This is a genomic window from Bacillus thuringiensis, from assembly GCF_001455345.1.
Lineage (GTDB): Bacteria > Bacillota > Bacilli > Bacillales > Bacillaceae_G > Bacillus_A > Bacillus_A thuringiensis_N.
Genome location: NZ_CP013274.1, coordinates 173,480 through 189,773 on the forward strand (window position 1 = coordinate 173,480; position 16,294 = coordinate 189,773).

The following is a 16,294-nucleotide window of genomic DNA, read 5'->3' on the forward strand; positions in this document are numbered from 1 at the left end:
ACAATTGGTGTGGGCTAATAATAAGTGGGGATGAAGAACCCCCACTTATTACGGTTTTACTTTATTTTTCAATTTTTGCCCACTTGAAGTTTAATTGACCCGCAAAGTCTACTTGCACAATTCCTTTCACATAAGAACGTTCTAAATAAGATTCACCTTTTTGGTAAAGAGGAGCGATAACAGAGTCTTTAAATAATATTTTCTCGGATTCTAGTAATGCTTCCCAGCGAGCTTTTTCATCACCAGCTAAAGTTGTTTTCACTTTTGCTATTGTTTCATCGAATTCCTTATTAGAGTAATGATCTAAGTTATAAGGGTTATTCGTTGTAAATAGCTCAAGGAATGTAATTGGATCCGCAAAGTCAGGGCTCCAGCCGTCAATTCCGATTTCATAGTCACCTTTTAATAAAAGCGAAACTTGTTGCTTACGCGGTTGCGGTTTTATATTTACTGTTAATCCATCTAGATTCTTTTCTAGTTGCCCTTTTAAGAATTCACCAGTTTTCTTATCAAGGTCAGCATCACTCGTTAATAATTCTAATGTTATCTTTTCAGAACCAAGCTCTTGTTTAGCTTTTTTCCATAATTCTTGTGCAGATTTTGTATCAACTTTTGTTAAATCACCGTTTGCAGTACGGAAGTCTTTTCCTTCAGGTCCTTTTGCAAAGTTTTTTGGAACGAGACCAAATGTTGGGGTAGAGCCATCATTTAATAACGTATTTACAAAGGATTTTCTATCAATTGTTTGATCGATTGCTTGGCGTGCAGAAACGTTTTGAAGTACTTTGTTTTGTTGATTCATGCGTAAAAATTGTACGCCTACATTTGGACGTTCTTTAAAGTTAGCATCTTTTTTATATTTATCAACGAAGTCAGATGTTAGTTTGATACGATCTAATTGTTTTGACTCGAATAAATTTACTTCTGTAGACTTTTCTTTTACGATGTTAAAGTTGATTTCTTCTAGTTTGACAGTATCTTTATCCCAATAGGTAGGATTTTTCTTGAATTTAAAGCTTTGTTCGTGCTTCCAATCGCTTAGTGTAAAAGCTCCGTTGTACAAAATTGTATTGTCTTCTAAAGCATATTTATCACCTTGTACTTTAAAGAATTCCTCGTTAATTGGTAGAAATGTTGGGAACGCTGTTAAGCTTATAAAGTACGGAACAGGACGTTCTAATTCTACCTCAAACGTATGGTCATCAATTGCTTTTACACCAAGTTGATCGGCTGGAAGTTCTTTATTGTTAATTTTTGTTGCGTTTTTAATATCAAAGAATAGAAATGCATATTCAGAGGCTGTTGCTGAATCAACAGCTCTTTGCCAAGCAAAGACAAAGTCTTTTGCTGTAACAGGAGTGCCGTTTGACCATTTTGAATCTCGTAAATGGAATGTGTATTTCGTTTTATCGCCACTTACTTCATGAGATTTTGCAACACCAGGAACAGGTTTGTTACCTTCACCAAGATTATACAAACCTTCAAATACGTTTCTCATTACTTGACCAGAATCAGTATCTGTAGCACGAGCCGTATCCATTGTTCGTATTTCAGTAGGTGAAGATAAGTTTAAAACCTGTTTACTAGGTGCCTCGTCTTTTGCATTTGCTCCGCTTGCTTCGTTTTTATAACTACCGCAACCAGTTAATAAAATACTTACTCCTACAACTGATGCAATACCGGGTACAAACTTCTTTTTCATTTGATTTTCCTCCTAAATAATTAAGTTTGGATGATGATGAGGGAAATGAAAAATAAAAAATCCCTCTTTTCATATTGAGAAAGAGGGATTTTTACGTACAAGTTATGCACCCGTATATAAACGAAGTCCCTCATTCTATCTTTCAAGCCATAAAGCTTGCAGGAAGTGGCACAGTATTCAAAAATGAACCTGTTGCCGAGGTTTCAAAGGGCCAGTCCCTCCACCTCTCTTGATACAATGAGTAAACAAATAAATTTTATTAATTTTTGTGTTTCTTTGATAATTCAAAATCTTACGCCTTGAATAATGAAGTGTCAACCAAATGGAATATAGTTTAAATTTTCAGTTTTCTTAAACGGGAAAACCACTGCATATGGCAGTGGTTTTTCTACTAGAAGTTAAAATTATCTGGATCTGGACCAACGCGACGATCTTCATTTAAAGCTTGAATTGCTTTCATATCATCAGCACTTAATTCAAAGTCAAAGATGTTTGCATTTTCAATAATGCGATGTTCTTTAATTGATTTAGGAATTGTTACAACTTCGTTTTGTAAATCCCAGCGTAAAATAATTTGCGCAGTTGATTTATTATATTTTGTCGCAATTTCTTGTAACGTTGGATTATCTAGTAGTTGTCCTTGCATTAATGGTGACCAAGCTTCAAGCTGGATATTATGTTCTTTACAGAATGCATGTAACTCTTCTTGTGCTAAACGTGGGTGGTATTCCACTTGGTTGACCATTGGCTTAATTTCAGCAATTTCAAATACGTCTTGTAAGTGGTGAATGTGGAAATTACTCACACCGATAGCGCGAACACGGCCATCTTTATAAAGCTTTTCTAATGCTTTCCATGATTCGGTATATTTCCCTTTTACAGGCCAATGTACTAAATATAAATCTAAATATTCTAGACCTAATTTTTCTAATGTAGTTTCAAATGCTTGAAGTGTTGTTTCATATCCTTGATCGCTATTCCATACTTTTGATGTGATAAATAATTCTTCACGTGCAACACCTGATTCACGGATTGCTTGTCCAACACCATCTTCGTTTTGATAAATTGCTGCAGTATCAATGCTGCGATAGCCATTTTTAATTGCTGCTTTTACAGATTCAATTACTTCTGAACCATCTTCTACTTTAAAAACACCTAAACCGAACCAAGGCATTTTTACACCGTTATGTAATGTTGTATAGTCTTTTAAACTTGTTAAATTCATATTATTTCCCCCTAGCTTTTTTGTTTGTTGCTTCTACTGCTTTTTGAATTGCCTCCGAAAAATTATATTCATATAAAGCTTTGAGACCTTCAGCTGTAGAACCACCGGGTGTTGTTACTTGTTCGCGGAGGTTACCTGGATCTTGCGTTTGTTCAAGCATAGAAGCAGAGCCGGAAATCATTTGAATGACAAGGTGTTTTGCGGTTGCTGCATCGACTCCATAACTTTTTGTTGCTTCAATTAAGCTTTCGGCAAAGTAATAAAGGAAAGCTGGTGCACTTCCAGTAACTGCAGTAAGCTGATGAACTTCCTCTTCAGTGCAAAGTTGCGAAGTACCAATGCCTTTTAAAAGCAGTTGCAGGGTTTCTTGATGTATCTCATTTACTGATTGTCCCATTGTATATAAGGAGATAGACTTTCCAATTTCAGCAGCTGTATTTGGCATAATCCAAGCAACAGGCGTTCCCACGGGAAGTCTTTCTTCTAAATAAGATGGTCCAATGCCAGCAGCTACCGTTACGACAAGTTGATTCGATAGTAACGGAGATAATTCCGCTAATAAACCTTCATGTGCAGAAGGCGGCATTGCTAAAACAATCGTATCAACAGATGTAACATGCTGCTTCCAATCTGTTGTAGTAGACACATTATATCGCGCTTGTAATTGTTCCAGTTTTTCTACGTTGCTTCGGTTAGAAACGATAATTTCTTCGATGTATTCTTTGCTTGTTTTAAGTAATCCGGAAAATATAGCTTCTGCCATACGACCAGCACCAATAAATAGAATTCGATGTTTAGTTAGCATATCCTCTATTCCTTTCTAGTGGAGATATGTTATAAAAAACGATACCATTTTTAAGAGAATTTTGTAAAAAGAAAAGGCTTATCGTGAGAAGGATGAAAATGGAGGGAGGAGGGTTAATACAAATAAGGTTATAAAAATTATTATACTTAAAAAACAGTTGTAATAAAAAATCCCTGAAGCATAACTGCTTCAGAGATTAATAGTTTATAAGTTTATGCTTTTGTCATACCTAACAATACAGCGCCACCGATAATTAAAACACTACCTAGTGCAATAAAGATCAATTGACGTTTTGTTTTCTTTTCACCTAAGAAGACAATTGCACCGAATGTTGAGATAACGATTCCAGTTTGAGATAATGGGAAGCTTGTTGCTACTCCGACACGTGGTAGTGAAAGAAGTAAGAATAAGTTTCCAGTTCCCCATAGTAAACCAGATAAAGCATTACGGATTGCATATTTGTTAAATGGTTTATGTTTAGATGTCAGTACAACCGCACCAACAAACATACCAACTGCTTGTGGTAAAATAGCAGACCAACCATCGATGTTATACCAACGAATAATAATTACATATACAAGATAGCCGAAAGTAGAAACAATTAAAGTAAGAAGTCCTTTTTTCAATTGTCCTGGTGGCTGAGCATTTTCTTTATCATCTAATGATGTGAATACAACACCAACTACGATTAATAGGATTGCAATCGTTCCCAGAATGATCGTTGTAGTAGTAGTCCACTCGCGGAAAGCGATAACCCCAAAGATAGAAGTTGCAACAAGTTGCATACCAGTAGAAATTGTTACGGTAGTTGAAACACCTAGTTTTTCAACTGTTTTTAATTGGTTTACTTGTCCTAAAGCCCAGAATAAACCTGAAATAAAACCAACAATTAAGACTGTCATTGTTAAAGCTGGTTGAGTAAATACATACATAATTGTTGCGAAGAATAGAGCACCGATTGTCATACCTACCGTTTGGCTATATGCACCACCGCCCATTTTTACGCTTACTAATAAGATGTTTCCCCATGCAATTGCAGGAAGAAGCGCTAATAAAATGTCCATTACAAGACTCCCTTCGGTTTGCTATACCAATATAGTTACATATCGTTCTAACGATCGGTAATGCCCCACTAATAGAGTAGAAGATTACCGATCGCTAAAACAGGATGAAGAATTCACGATATAAATGCGTTTTCATTTCTTCATTTTTTGAAACACCTCCATATAATAACAGGAAATTGCCTATTTTAGAAAGTGAATTCAAATAAAATGTATATTTTAATAAGAGGTAAAATTCAGTTATTTCCCGGTGGTATATTTTATTTCCTAAGAAATAAAGAAGCAGCTTCCAAAAAAGCTGCTTTAAAGGTTAGTAATTCTTTTGTTAATAAGCTGAATACATAGCAGAAATAGGAGTGACATACTAATAGTGATAACCACAAGTGTCCAGGCGAGTTGCATATTACTTGCGTCAATGGCCATGTAAATTGCAGTTGGGATTGTCTGTGTTTTACCAGGAATGTTCCCGGCAAACATGAGTGTAGCACCAAACTCACCGAGCGCGCGGACAAAGCTCAAAATCATCCCGCTTAGTAATGCAGGAAATGCAAGCGGAAGTGTAACGTGCAGAAAAACTTGATATTCACTTGCACCAAGATCACGAGCACTTTCTTCAATTTGTACATTTGCGATAGAAAATCCCGTTTTCGCTGATTGGTACATAAGCGGAAATGCAACAACTGTAGAAGCGATGATCGCAGCGGTAGATGTGAACATAATAGACTGCTGAAATAATGATTCAATCCACCTTCCGATCGGGCTGTTGTTTCCAAAAATGATAATGAGAAAGAAGCCGATAACAGTTGGTGGAAGTACCATTGGTAATAAGAAAATCGTTTCTAGTATTACTTTGTATCTCCATGAGGAGCGTGCCAATGCCCGTCCGATTATTGTTCCTAAAATTGTAACGATAATGGTGGCACATGCAGCTACTCGTAAAGATAGAAAGATTGGTGACAAAATAGCATCAAAGCTCATGGCAATTATGATAGGACTGTAAATCCATATTTCTTAAAGATAGATTGTGCGTCTTTTGACTGCAAATACTCATAAAATGAAGTCGCCTCTTTCTTATGTTTAGATTCCTTAATAACACCTAAAGGATAGTGGATTGGTTCATGAGAAGTAGCTGCTGCTGTCTCGCCAATCTTTACTTTGTCTGAAATAAGAGCATCTGTTTTGTATACAATACCAGCATCGACAGTACCTGTTTCCACATATGTTAACACTTGGCGAACATCTTTTGTAAATACGATTTTATTTTGAATGTCATTCCATAGATTCTCATGTGTGAGAGAAGCCTTTGCGTATTTTCCCGCAGGTACAGATTCAGGTGTACCAAGTGCGATTTTTTTGATTTTCTCATCTTTTAAATCTTGAAATTTTGTAAGAGAACTATCTTTAGGGATGACTAGAACTAGTTCATTTCCAAGAAGATTTTTTCCTTCTTTTTCATTAATGAATCCTTTTTTTACAAGGGTTTGGAATTTATCTTCTGCTGCTGAGAAGAATAAATCAGCAGGTGCACCTTGTTCAATTTGTTGTTGAAGTGCTCCGGAAGCGCCGAAGTTAAAAGAAAGTTTAATATTAGGTTCGTTTTCTTTATATTTTGTTTCAATTTCTTTTAATGCATCTTGTAAGCTTGCAGCTGCTGATATAGTAAGTTCGACTGCTTTTCCTTCTTTAGCAGTTGATTTCTCTTTCTTATCTCCGCTTGTACATGCAACACTAAATATAAGAAGAAAAGAAAGGATAAGTGCCCCGATGGATTGTGATGTAAACTTATTCATAAAAAAATCCCCTTTCGTTTTGACATAATTAATTATAACTAAACATAACTAAATATAACTAGTTATAATTTAATATAATTTGAACGATGTAGTTGTTTTTAAAATATAGGAGAAATATTATTTTCTTTGTTACAATGAAGAAAGAAAGTGAGGAATCGTCTATGGATCATCATTCCTACACAACGGAAGAAGTAGCAAAGCGATTAAAAGTATCAAAATTAACTGTATACGACTTAATTAAAAAAGGAGAACTTCCTTCTTATAGAGTTGGTAGACAGATGCGCATTGATGCAGCAGATTTAGAACAATATATAAAGCAAATGAAAACAGGAAAAGTACAAGTTAATCCTGTAAAAAACGATGGTAGTAGTATCTTGAACACGTGTATTATTAGTGGTCAAGAACTAACGTTAGATATGTTAGCTAAACGTATAGAAAATCGTTTGCCAAGTTCTAATGTTTTAAGAGCGTATCAAGGTAGCTTAACGAGTTTAGTGAAAATGTATCAAGGAGAAGGAAGTATCGTTAGTTTGCATTTGTTTGATGGTGAAACGGGTACATATAATATTCCTTACGTAAAACGTATTTTAGTAGGACAGCCATGTCTTATGATTAATTTATTGTCCAGAAATGTAGGGTTTTATGTTCAAAAAGGAAATCCGAAGAAAATAAAGACATGGGCTGACATATCCGGGTCCACTATAAAGTTTGTGAATCGAGAAAAGGGTTCTGGTATTAGAGTGTTAGTGGATGAACAATTACGAATCCAAAAATTAAATAAAGCTGATATTAGTGGATATGAATGGGAAGAATCAAATCATCTTGGTGTTGCCACGCAAGTCGCGAATGGAAAAGCTGATGTGGGAATAGGTTCAGAAAAGTTTTCGCAAATTGTAAATGTAGACTTTATTCCAATCATGAAAGAACAGTATGATTTAGTAATTTTGAAGAATAAAGAAAATGAAGAGTTGATCGAAGTCGTGAAAGATATTCTGCAATCGGAAGAATTTCATAATGAATTAAAGGCGATTGGTGGATATGATATGACGAAAACAGGTCAAATTATATATGAAATAAAGTGAAACTTTAATCAGTGGGGGTTTTCTTCATCCCCCACTGATTATTAGTTGAACCAATCGGACTTTAATGGGCAGTTGATCCCCCATCTAGATTCTTTGCTTTCGCTGAATTTTGAGGTGGGGGTCTTACTGCCCATTAAAGCGGGACAAACTAAAAAGCTGCTTGTCTATAAGACGAGCAGCTTTTTCTATATATAAAGGGGGTTGGGGAAACAAAGTGAAAGTGTTAAACAAGACCTTGAGCAAGTGTGTAAATGAAAGCTGTAAGAAGAGTCGCTCCACTTGCAAGTCCTAAAAAGTCTGATTTGTTGAAAGTAATGTTGTTCATTATAATCTCTCCTTATTTGTTTAATGTAGTTGCAACAGCTTTTGCATCGACAAGTGCGGATAGCACCATGCCCATTGTATTTAAAAGTTTATTTGATTTCATTTTGTTCATCATGCGTATCCGCTCCTTTTCGAATTGTTGTTGCCCTGCTCTATGTCTTAATTATAGGAAATATGATCGCCTGCAACTATCGAATTAGCTTACGGAAGACTTACACTTTTGTAAGAAAAAAAGACATTCGTGTAAGAATGTCTTTTAAAGCATATTGATATGATGATGCTCCTCGATTGTTTTTAAAAAGCTACGCATGGAATTCGTCATATAGCTATCTTTGCGGCGTATGAAAACCGTTGAAATACTACCATATTTTTCAGGGATTGCATGGCAATGTACTTTACCAGCTCTAGAAAGATGATGGACAGCAGACTGTGGTACGAGTGTAATTCCAAGACCGAGTGCAACACTGTTTAATATTGTCTCTAATATATTAAATTCCATAATTCTTTTTGGTAGCAAACCTTCGTCTTTCAGCCATCGTTCTAGTTTGGAACGGTATCCACATCCTTGGTTAAAAACGAGTAGAGGCGTTGATGTAAATTCTTCGATATGAAAAGCTTTATTTTGTGTTACAAGCATTAATTTTTCTGTACTAACATCGTATTGTTCAATAAGTGGATGTTTTATTGGTCCTGATATAAAAGCACCATCTAATTGATGATTGAGTACTTCTCTAATTAATTCTTCTGTTAGACCCGCTTGTAATGACAAATCGACGTTCGGATAGCTTTTATAGTAAGAAGATAAAATGGTAGGTAATGTACTTACTGTTTCGACAGTACCAATTTTTAATATACCGGAGGGTGTTTCATTATCTAAAAATACTCGTTTTAGCTCATCGACATCTTGCAAAATTTTATTAACATAAACGAGCATTTTTCTTCCTTCAGCTGTTAAAGTCATGCCTCGTTTATGACGATAAAAGAGCGGTGTTTTCAGCTCGTTTTCTAGTTGTTTAATACGTGCGGTTACATTTGATTGTACGTAATTTAATTCCTTTGCTGCGCTACTTACACTACCTTGGTCGGCGACGCTCTGGAAGATTTGTAAATCTCTTAATTCCATAATACGATCCTCCTTGATGTTAACTATCATTATAAATGATAGTTAACATCATTTTGAATCATTTTACGTGATATATTTTTTCTTTTACAATTCTCTTTGTGCAAATAGAAAGAAGTGGGGGATTGCGGTGAGAAAAGGTCAAATGATAATAGGTGCTTTAGCGTGTTTAATTGCAAGTATGTCATGGGGAGCAATGTTTCCAGTTGCTGATCATGCGTTAGAATACATAGATCCATTTTATTTTTCGCTTATTCGCTATGGAGCGGTGGCGATCGTACTGATTATATTATTGTTGATGAAAGAAGGAAAACAGGCATTTCGTTTAGGGGGAAGAGGAAAGTTACTCGTCTTTTTCGGAACGATGGCATTTACTGTATATAATGTACTTATATTTTGGGGGCAAATGTTAATGGGAAAGTCAGGTGTGATGGTAGCCTCTATTATGGAAGCACTTATGCCGATGATTTCTATTTGTATTCTATGGGGATATAAGCATGTAAAACCGAAAAAGTATATGGTAACGAGCATGATTATCGCCTTTGTAGGAGCGGTGTTTGTTATTACAAAAGGTGATATGAGTTTCTTTTTAACGTTGAAAGATAACATGTTTTCACTAGCATGTATATTTGTTGGGGTTGTAGGTTGGGTTATTTATACGATGGGTGGTCAAACGTGTAGTGATTGGTCAACATTACGTTATTCTACGTTGACGTGTGTATTTGGTACGACTGTCACAGGGATTATAACTGTAATCATTACATCGCTTGGACATGTGTCGGTTCCGAGTATGGGAACGATTTCTATCGTGAAATATGATTTATTGTTTATGATGACATTACCGGGAATCGTAGCGTTACTCGCTTGGAACCATGGTGTGAAGATTTTATCATCTATTAATGGAATTTTATTTATTAACTTTGTACCTATTACGACTCTAATTATTATGATGATGCAAGGATATCAAATAACGATGTTTGATATTGTAGGAACTTTACTTGTTATTGCAGCACTTATTCGCAATAACGTTTGTCAAAGAAAAGAAGAAAATATAAACAAGCGAATTTTACAAGAAGAGCAATTACGTCAAGCAGTTTAATAGGCAATTGGAGGATTTCATATGTTAGAAAGTTTATTGTTTTTCTTCGCTGTAGGAGTTGCTTGTGAACTTGCAGCAATTAATCGAAATGGTCGTAAGAAGATAAAACAACAAGCTGAAATGATAGAGCTTTTAAAAGAGTTAAAAGAAAGAAACATTTAAAAAGACGACCGGGCATAGACGGTCGTCTTTTTCTATATAAAGGGGAAAGGGGACACAAAGTTATACAAGCGTAGCGGCGTAAATCAAAGCAGTAAGAAGAAGGGAGCCGCTAGCTAATCCTATAAAATCTAATTTGTTAAAAGTGATGTTTTGCATGATGAATTCTCCTTACTTGTTTCTTTCTGACTTAATTGTATGAAATATTGTAAGAAGTAACTATCGAATTAGCTTACAAAAAAATTACACTTTTGTAAGGATTGAAATTTAACAATTAATACTTAAATTTATTACCAACTCCTAAAACTTAGTGTTATAATTGTTGTAAGAAAATAATTATACTTCGGATGTTCAGAAAGGAACGAAACAAATGTATAAACCAATTACATTTTTGTTGAAATATATATTTAAAACAGCTGGGAAAGTAGAAGTGCAAGGAAGAGAAAATTTACCAGAAGGTGGCCCATATGTTGTTGCGTGTACACATACAAGTTTTATGGATGTATTAATGTTAGCTACAGGGATGTACCCAACTCAAATTCATTACATGGCCAAAAAAGAATTATTTGAAGGGAAATTCAAAAATTGGTTCTTTAAAAATGTAAATGCATTTCCTGTAGATCGTGCGAACCCAGGACCGAGTACACTCAAAATTCCATCACGCCTATTAAAAGAAGGGAAAGTAGTAGGGATTTTCCCGAGTGGAACGAGATCAACAGAAGACGTTTCTTTAAAAGCTGGGGCTGTTACGATTGCGCTTCGTTCTAACGTTCCGTTAGTACCGGCAGCTTATATTGGCCCATCAAGTGTAAAGGAATTGATAAAAGGGAAAAAGGCGCAATTGATTTTTGGAGACCCGATTCAAATAGATGCGGAAGAACAAATAGATCGAAAAACGGCTATGAAAATGATGACAGATCAATTAAATGAGAAGTTTGAGGAGTTAAAGGAATCTTTGCAATCAAATCAAAAATAGAAAAGACGACCGGGCATAGACGGTCGTCTTTTCTATTACTATTTATAATAAAGGGGAAAGGGGACACAAAATTTATACAAGCGTAGCGGCATAAATCAAAGCAGTAAGAAGAATCGAGCCACTAGCTAGGCCTAAAAAATCTAATTTGTTAAAAGTGATGTTATTCATAATGAATTCTCCTTACTTGTTTAACGTAGAAGCAACAGCTTTTGCATCGATAAGAGCGAATAATACCATGCCCATTGTCTTGAAGAAATTGTTTATTTTCATTGTGTTCATCATATGAATCCGCTCCTTTTCGAGTAGTTGTTGCCCTGTTTCTGACTTAATTGTATGAAATATTGCGGAGAGTCACTATCGAATTAGCTTACAGGAAAATTACACTTTTGTAAGAAAAACGAATGAAGTTGTAATGATAAGAAGATTTGACATATGTTCATGAGATTCATTAAGTTAAAAGTAGAGGTGAGTGTATGGCTAACATTAAAGATATTGCAAAGATGGCGGGAGTTTCCGTTACGACTGTTTCGAGGGTGTTAAATGATCATCCGTACGTAAGTGAAGAAAAAAGGAAAGTGGTTTTAGAAATAGTTGAGAAATTGAATTACTCACAAAATGCAAATGCTGTTCATTTATCAAAAGGAAAGACAAATATTGTTGGTGTAATTCTACCTTACATTAATCACCCGAGCTTCGATGCAATGGTAGGAGGAATGATGGAGGGAGCGTTAACTCATAATTACAGGGTGCTACTTTGCCAAACGAATTATAATAAAAAAGAAGAAATGAAAAGTCTACATATGTTAAAAACGAAACAATTAGATGGTCTTATTATTTGTTCACGTGCAAATGATTGGGAAATGATAGAACCGTATGCTTCTTACGGCACAATAATTGCTTGTGAAGATAATGATATTGCAAACATCTCAAGTGTATATACAAATCATTCGGCAGCTTTCCAGCTAGGGATGAATCACCTTATTGAAAAAGGTTATAAAAAAATTGGTTATTGTACGGGAAGAAAGCTAGGACCGAGTAGTCAAAAGCGTTTTGATGTGTATAAACAGCAATTGCAATCTATAGATGAAGAAGTTAATGAAGAATGGATTTTCACAGAATGTTTTACATTAGAAGATGGTGTGAGAGTGGCTCATAAGTTAAAAGGGATGCAGAATCTCCCTGAAGCGTTAATAGTAGCAGGAGATGAAGTTGCAATTGGGGTTATGACGGAAGTTGGGAAATTGGGTATTCGAGTTCCTGAGGATTTAGCGATTATCGGTTTGGATAACCAACCTATTTCGCAAGTGTTGCAGTTGACAACTATTGATCAAAATTTGAAGGAGATAGGGAAAACAGCTTTTGAAATGTTTTACAGGAAAATAAGTGATGCGGGCTCTAAACAAGAAAAGGTGGAAATTTCATATGAACTTGTGGAGCGATCTACAGTGTAGTTTTAATCCGTTATGTGCATAAGTGCATAACGGATTATTTTTTTGAAATACCTTTGACAGGAAACCCGTTTCATACTTTATAAAGGAATTAAACCGGTTTGTAATAATCCATGGATTCTTTTCAAGAATAGTATTTGGAGGGATATGCATGAATGAACTTTTATTAAGTATGAAAAAGTATATAGAGGATGACGAAAAGATTTTAGCCTTTGTAGTAGGGACCTTTGAGAAGGATAATTTCACGTTATGTTATCAACATGGAATTTTTGTTGCCACTACTAGACGTCTCCTGTTTTACGGGAAATTTCCTTACTATCCTTCAACATTTAAAGAGTACTCATATTTGCATATAGATAGCATAGATTTTCATCCGTACTTTGAGTTTACTTGTAATCAAGAAACGGTTAGAGCTAAGCATATTCAGAAAGGTAATGTGGAGCGATTTGTTTGTACAGTTAGAGCGAATGTGAATAATTAATCACCCCTTTGTTTAAACATAATATCTCGATCTTTAAGAGGGAAAATGCGGAATAAAAACCACTTCTAAACCTCTAGGAGATAGTGATACAATGTCAAATGGGGGGAGGGTATGAACTATGGTTAATCAACGTATAAAGGAAATAACACTAATTACAATTGGTTCATTATTATTCGCAATTGGTATTAATTACTTTGCAATTCCAAACCGTTTATCGGAAGGTGGAATTATTGGTTTAACGGTTGTTACGTACTACTTATTTGATTGGTCACCAGGGATTGTGAACTTTGCTATAAATGCAGTTTTACTAGCTATTGGTTATAAGTTTTTTGATAAAAAAACGATGGTTTATACAATTTTAGGGATTGTAGAAACATCCTTGTTTTTATATGTTACAGAACATATTGAGTATCATGTAAATAGTGATACGCTATTAGCAGCTTTATTTGCTGGTTTGTTTGTAGGTATCGGATTAGGCTGTATGTTCAAAGCTGGAGGTACATCAGGAGGATCGGCAATTTTAGCACGGTTAGCAAATCAATATTTAGGGTGGAGCGTTGGTAAAGGCGTACTTATTATTGATATCGTTGTAATTGCTGGTTCTGTATTTATAATAGGGCAAGAAAAAGCGATGTACACACTTGTTGCAGTATTCATCGGAGCAAAAGTAATTGATTTTATTGTAGAAGGAATGGATACAAAAACAGCTGTTACAATTATTTCGAATCAACCAGACTTAATACGTGAGGCTATTACGAAAAACATGACACGCGGTGTCACTGTATTAGAAGGACGCGGCGGATATACTGGTAAAAATAAAGAAGTTTTATATGTTGTTATTAATAAACAAGAGCTTGTTAAGTTAAAGCAAGTTATTAGTCGAGTAGATGAAGATGCTTTCGTTGTTATTCATGATGTGCGTGATGTACTTGGTGGTGGCTTTAAAGCGAGCTAAAAGGTGAACGAGTAAATTCGTTCATCTTTTTTTATTCTTACAAAAATGTAAGTGTAATGTAATGAGATTCAATAGTAGATTTTATTCCTTCTTTTTAAAATGGATGTATATATATCCTGCAGAGGAGGAATGTTTATTATGAAGAAAAAAATGATCACTACTATAATAGCGATGCTAGTGATAGTAGTAATGTTACTACCTACGAAACTTGGACCAGTTATCGATAAATATAATCCGCTTTATAAGACGAAAGAATACTATACGATTGTGAATACAATTGGTCAGCATGTTGGTGATGAGTGGTATGAATATGAATTTATTGCATTTGACGAACGTGGAAGAGAGCAAAAAATAAAGAAGACTGTTAAGCATATGTTAAAGAGAGATGAAGCGTTAAAGGTGTATGCAAAAGGACGCTACGGTGAGGCGATTGAAGAAATTGAAGCTGTAAATATTCCTATTAATGCAAAGAGTAAACTTTTAGCGACGAGATAGCGGATTATACCCCCGCCTATTTTTTGTCGAAAATAAAAATACTAGGTAGGGGTATTTTAGGGTATGTGAAAAAGCCTTAGTCCATATGGACTAAGGCTTTTTTTATTATATAAAGGGGAAGGGGGTACATTGTAGTAGCACGAGTGAAAGGGATAAGAAGAGTAGCTACTAGCAATGTAATTTGGTTATGTGAGTGTTCTTCTTATTTGGCTTACTTGCTAACTTTATTGTACGAAATACAGATAAGGAAAACTATCGAATTACATTACACATAGCTTACAAACATGTAAGTCTTCTGTAATGTAATTCGATGGTTAAAAGATAGTGAATTTTATATAGTGTAATTAGAAAGTCTCACTGCATTACTTTCTGTTTGTAATGTTAATGAAGAATGAAAAACCAACTACTTTTTAATAGCCCTCATCTGTATGTAGATGGGGCTCTTTTTATAAACCTTACAACATTGTAAGGTTTACGTAAGCTAATTCGATAGTAAAATTGTCATATTTTTTGCATAATAGATACAAATAGATACAAATAGATAAAAATAATTAGGGATATAGTAAGAAGGGAGAAGAATGGGATGTTTAAAGAAGAAGTAGTGAAGTTTCCAATTAAAGATTTCTGTAGCTACTTTACTGTTGCCGTAGTATGTATTGGATTATTTGATATCATAACAAACTTAATTGTTAAATAATATAGATGATAAAACAAGAAGGGAGATCCTTTCTTGTTTTTTTTATGGAGGAATAAAGATGAAATGGATTGATAGTCATATACATGTTGACCAATATAAGGATGAAGAGAGAAGTAGCTTACTGAAAGATGTGAAAAATAGTAAAGAGATAAAGGGGCTTATTGCGGTATCTATGAATTATCAATCATGTAAAGAAACTTTATCTTTAGCAAAGCGATATCCTTTTGTACATCCAGCAATAGGTTTTCATCCAGAGCAACCGATTCATAAAGAAGAATGTAAGCAAATCTATAAATTAATTGAAGATCATGTAGAGGATATAGTAGCGATTGGTGAAGTAGGCTTACCGTATTATTTAAGGAAAGAAGATGAAAGGATTACTCTAGATCCATACATAGCTGTATTGAAAAAATTTATAGGGCTAGCTAGTGAGTATGATTTACCAATTGTATTGCACGCAGTTTATGAAGATGCTGATATTGTATGTGATTTACTTGAAGAATATAAAGTTTCACGTGCACACTTCCATTGGTTTAAAGGAAGTGAGGAGACAATGAAACGGATGATAACGAATGGTTATCATATTTCTATTACACCGGATGTTTTACATAAGGAGAAAATTAGAAAAATCGTTTCATATTATCCGCTTGAATATATGATGGTAGAAACAGATGGACCGTGGGAATTTCAAAAGGACGTTATGACGCACCCAAGAATGATTAGAGAAGTATTAAATGAAATTAGTATCATAAAAAACATATCTATTGATAAGGTTACAGAAACATTATATAGAAATACCATTCGGTTTTATTTGAAAAGATAGGAGTATTACTCTTATCTTTTTTTATGGATATTTTTTCTAATATTTTCTATAA

Annotated in this window: 19 protein-coding genes and 1 riboswitch; of the genes, 9 read left to right on the plus strand and 10 right to left on the minus strand. The window is 34.7% G+C overall.

The genetic code is table 11. From position 1 onward, the window contains the following. Window positions 1-61: 61 nt before the first annotated feature. From ATN06_RS01205 to modA, 6 genes are all read right to left on the minus strand, one after another. Window positions 62-1,702, minus strand: coding sequence for a peptide ABC transporter substrate-binding protein (locus ATN06_RS01205; protein WP_060629249.1), 1,641 nt, complete (start codon window positions 1,700-1,702; stop codon window positions 62-64). A gap of 132 nt (window positions 1,703-1,834) precedes the next feature. Next, window positions 1,835-1,941, minus strand: a riboswitch (SAM riboswitch). Window positions 1,942-2,093: 152 nt separating this feature from the next. Then, window positions 2,094-2,927, minus strand: coding sequence for an aldo/keto reductase (locus ATN06_RS01210; protein ID WP_060629250.1), 834 nt, complete (start codon window positions 2,925-2,927; stop codon window positions 2,094-2,096). Between the two features lies 1 nt (window position 2,928). After that, a complete protein-coding gene (gene proC / locus ATN06_RS01215) occupies window positions 2,929-3,732 on the minus strand; it encodes a pyrroline-5-carboxylate reductase (RefSeq protein WP_060629251.1) in 804 nt (267 codons plus the stop codon). Window positions 3,733-3,944: 212 nt separating this feature from the next. Further along, window positions 3,945-4,796 (minus strand): GRP family sugar transporter, encoded by an 852-nt coding sequence (locus ATN06_RS01220; RefSeq protein ID WP_000353546.1) that lies wholly within the window; start codon window positions 4,794-4,796, stop codon window positions 3,945-3,947. Between the two features lie 300 nt (window positions 4,797-5,096). Further along, window positions 5,097-5,771, minus strand: a complete 675-nt coding sequence (gene modB / locus ATN06_RS01225; protein WP_060629252.1) for a molybdate ABC transporter permease subunit — start codon at window positions 5,769-5,771, stop codon at window positions 5,097-5,099. Window positions 5,772-5,776: 5 nt separating this feature from the next. Next, window positions 5,777-6,583: a molybdate ABC transporter substrate-binding protein gene (gene modA / locus ATN06_RS01230; RefSeq protein ID WP_060629253.1), complete on the minus strand. Its 807-nt coding sequence runs from the start codon at window positions 6,581-6,583 to the stop codon at window positions 5,777-5,779. Between the two features lie 161 nt (window positions 6,584-6,744). Between modA and ATN06_RS01235 the strand changes: the two genes are divergently transcribed. Next, window positions 6,745-7,665 (plus strand): substrate-binding domain-containing protein, encoded by a 921-nt coding sequence (locus tag ATN06_RS01235; protein WP_060633078.1) that lies wholly within the window; start codon window positions 6,745-6,747, stop codon window positions 7,663-7,665. A gap of 223 nt (window positions 7,666-7,888) precedes the next feature. On the opposite strand, the gene ATN06_RS01240 is transcribed toward ATN06_RS01235, so the two are convergent. Together ATN06_RS01240 and ATN06_RS01250 are read right to left on the minus strand one after the other, a co-directional pair. Continuing rightward, complete coding sequence (locus ATN06_RS01240; RefSeq protein WP_016089624.1) at window positions 7,889-7,990, minus strand: DUF3948 family protein; 102 nt, start codon at window positions 7,988-7,990, stop codon at window positions 7,889-7,891. 255 nt (window positions 7,991-8,245) lie between these two features. Continuing rightward, a complete protein-coding gene (locus ATN06_RS01250; protein WP_060629255.1) occupies window positions 8,246-9,112 on the minus strand; it encodes a LysR family transcriptional regulator in 867 nt (288 codons plus the stop codon). Between the two features lie 127 nt (window positions 9,113-9,239). Here ATN06_RS01250 and ATN06_RS01255 point away from each other — a divergent pair, with 127 nt between their 5' ends. Together ATN06_RS01255 and ATN06_RS01260 are read left to right on the plus strand one after the other, a co-directional pair. Next, window positions 9,240-10,208, plus strand: a complete 969-nt coding sequence (locus ATN06_RS01255) for a DMT family transporter (RefSeq protein WP_060629256.1) — start codon at window positions 9,240-9,242, stop codon at window positions 10,206-10,208. A 21-nt stretch (window positions 10,209-10,229) separates the two neighbouring features. Then, the gene (locus tag ATN06_RS01260) at window positions 10,230-10,370 is read left to right on the plus strand and encodes a YrzO family protein (RefSeq protein WP_000894066.1); all 141 of its coding nucleotides are present in this window, start codon (window positions 10,230-10,232) and stop codon (window positions 10,368-10,370) included. 60 nt (window positions 10,371-10,430) lie between these two features. Here ATN06_RS01260 and ATN06_RS27895 read toward each other — a convergent pair whose 3' ends face one another. Then, window positions 10,431-10,526: a DUF3948 family protein gene (locus tag ATN06_RS27895; protein WP_088116228.1), complete on the minus strand. Its 96-nt coding sequence runs from the start codon at window positions 10,524-10,526 to the stop codon at window positions 10,431-10,433. 211 nt (window positions 10,527-10,737) lie between these two features. On the opposite strand from ATN06_RS27895, the gene ATN06_RS01265 reads away from it, so the two are divergent. Then, entirely contained in the window at window positions 10,738-11,343 is a 606-nt protein-coding gene (locus tag ATN06_RS01265; RefSeq protein WP_060629257.1) for a lysophospholipid acyltransferase family protein, read from the plus strand. 72 nt (window positions 11,344-11,415) lie between these two features. Here ATN06_RS01265 and ATN06_RS27900 read toward each other — a convergent pair whose 3' ends face one another. Further along, on the minus strand, window positions 11,416-11,511 hold the full coding sequence (locus ATN06_RS27900; RefSeq protein ID WP_088116227.1) for a DUF3948 family protein: 96 nt from the start codon (window positions 11,509-11,511) through the stop codon (window positions 11,416-11,418). Window positions 11,512-11,816: 305 nt separating this feature from the next. On the opposite strand from ATN06_RS27900, the gene ATN06_RS01275 reads away from it, so the two are divergent. The 5 genes from ATN06_RS01275 to ATN06_RS01300 all read left to right on the plus strand — a co-directional run bounded on the left by ATN06_RS01275 (window position 11,817) and on the right by ATN06_RS01300 (window position 16,242). Beyond that, window positions 11,817-12,794: a LacI family DNA-binding transcriptional regulator gene (locus ATN06_RS01275; RefSeq protein ID WP_060629259.1), complete on the plus strand. Its 978-nt coding sequence runs from the start codon at window positions 11,817-11,819 to the stop codon at window positions 12,792-12,794. Window positions 12,795-12,942: 148 nt separating this feature from the next. Further along, window positions 12,943-13,272, plus strand: a complete 330-nt coding sequence (locus ATN06_RS01280) for a PH domain-containing protein (protein ID WP_060629260.1) — start codon at window positions 12,943-12,945, stop codon at window positions 13,270-13,272. A gap of 118 nt (window positions 13,273-13,390) precedes the next feature. After that, entirely contained in the window at window positions 13,391-14,227 is an 837-nt protein-coding gene (locus ATN06_RS01285; protein ID WP_029439174.1) for a YitT family protein, read from the plus strand. A 138-nt stretch (window positions 14,228-14,365) separates the two neighbouring features. Beyond that, on the plus strand, window positions 14,366-14,722 hold the full coding sequence (locus tag ATN06_RS01290) for a YxeA family protein (RefSeq protein ID WP_060629261.1): 357 nt from the start codon (window positions 14,366-14,368) through the stop codon (window positions 14,720-14,722). A 755-nt stretch (window positions 14,723-15,477) separates the two neighbouring features. Beyond that, window positions 15,478-16,242, plus strand: coding sequence for a TatD family hydrolase (locus ATN06_RS01300; RefSeq protein WP_060629262.1), 765 nt, complete (start codon window positions 15,478-15,480; stop codon window positions 16,240-16,242). Window positions 16,243-16,294 lie beyond the last annotated feature (52 nt).

Excerpts from the sequence above, each read along its gene's own strand:
- ATN06_RS01265 (WP_060629257.1), top strand. The coding sequence starts at position 10,738 with ATGTATAAACCAATTACATTTTTGTTGAAATATATATTTAAAACAGCT.
- ATN06_RS01210 (WP_060629250.1), bottom strand. The coding sequence starts at position 2,927 with ATGAATTTAACAAGTTTAAAAGACTATACAACATTACATAACGGTGTA.
- proC (WP_060629251.1), bottom strand. The coding sequence starts at position 3,732 with ATGCTAACTAAACATCGAATTCTATTTATTGGTGCTGGTCGTATGGCA.
- modB (WP_060629252.1), bottom strand. The coding sequence starts at position 5,771 with ATGAGCTTTGATGCTATTTTGTCACCAATCTTTCTATCTTTACGAGTA.
- ATN06_RS01300 (WP_060629262.1), top strand. The coding sequence starts at position 15,478 with ATGAAATGGATTGATAGTCATATACATGTTGACCAATATAAGGATGAA.
- ATN06_RS01250 (WP_060629255.1), bottom strand. The coding sequence starts at position 9,112 with ATGGAATTAAGAGATTTACAAATCTTCCAGAGCGTCGCCGACCAAGGT.
- ATN06_RS01205 (WP_060629249.1), bottom strand. The coding sequence starts at position 1,702 with ATGAAAAAGAAGTTTGTACCCGGTATTGCATCAGTTGTAGGAGTAAGT.
- ATN06_RS01240 (WP_016089624.1), bottom strand. The coding sequence starts at position 7,990 with ATGAACAACATTACTTTCAACAAATCAGACTTTTTAGGACTTGCAAGT.
- ATN06_RS01260 (WP_000894066.1), top strand. The coding sequence starts at position 10,230 with ATGTTAGAAAGTTTATTGTTTTTCTTCGCTGTAGGAGTTGCTTGTGAA.
- ATN06_RS01290 (WP_060629261.1), top strand. The coding sequence starts at position 14,366 with ATGAAGAAAAAAATGATCACTACTATAATAGCGATGCTAGTGATAGTA.
- ATN06_RS01235 (WP_060633078.1), top strand. The coding sequence starts at position 6,745 with ATGGATCATCATTCCTACACAACGGAAGAAGTAGCAAAGCGATTAAAA.
- ATN06_RS27900 (WP_088116227.1), bottom strand. The coding sequence starts at position 11,511 with ATGAATAACATCACTTTTAACAAATTAGATTTTTTAGGCCTAGCTAGT.
- ATN06_RS01280 (WP_060629260.1), top strand. The coding sequence starts at position 12,943 with ATGAATGAACTTTTATTAAGTATGAAAAAGTATATAGAGGATGACGAA.
- ATN06_RS01285 (WP_029439174.1), top strand. The coding sequence starts at position 13,391 with ATGGTTAATCAACGTATAAAGGAAATAACACTAATTACAATTGGTTCA.
- modA (WP_060629253.1), bottom strand. The coding sequence starts at position 6,583 with ATGAATAAGTTTACATCACAATCCATCGGGGCACTTATCCTTTCTTTT.
- ATN06_RS27895 (WP_088116228.1), bottom strand. The coding sequence starts at position 10,526 with ATGCAAAACATCACTTTTAACAAATTAGATTTTATAGGATTAGCTAGC.
- ATN06_RS01275 (WP_060629259.1), top strand. The coding sequence starts at position 11,817 with ATGGCTAACATTAAAGATATTGCAAAGATGGCGGGAGTTTCCGTTACG.
- ATN06_RS01220 (WP_000353546.1), bottom strand. The coding sequence starts at position 4,796 with ATGGACATTTTATTAGCGCTTCTTCCTGCAATTGCATGGGGAAACATC.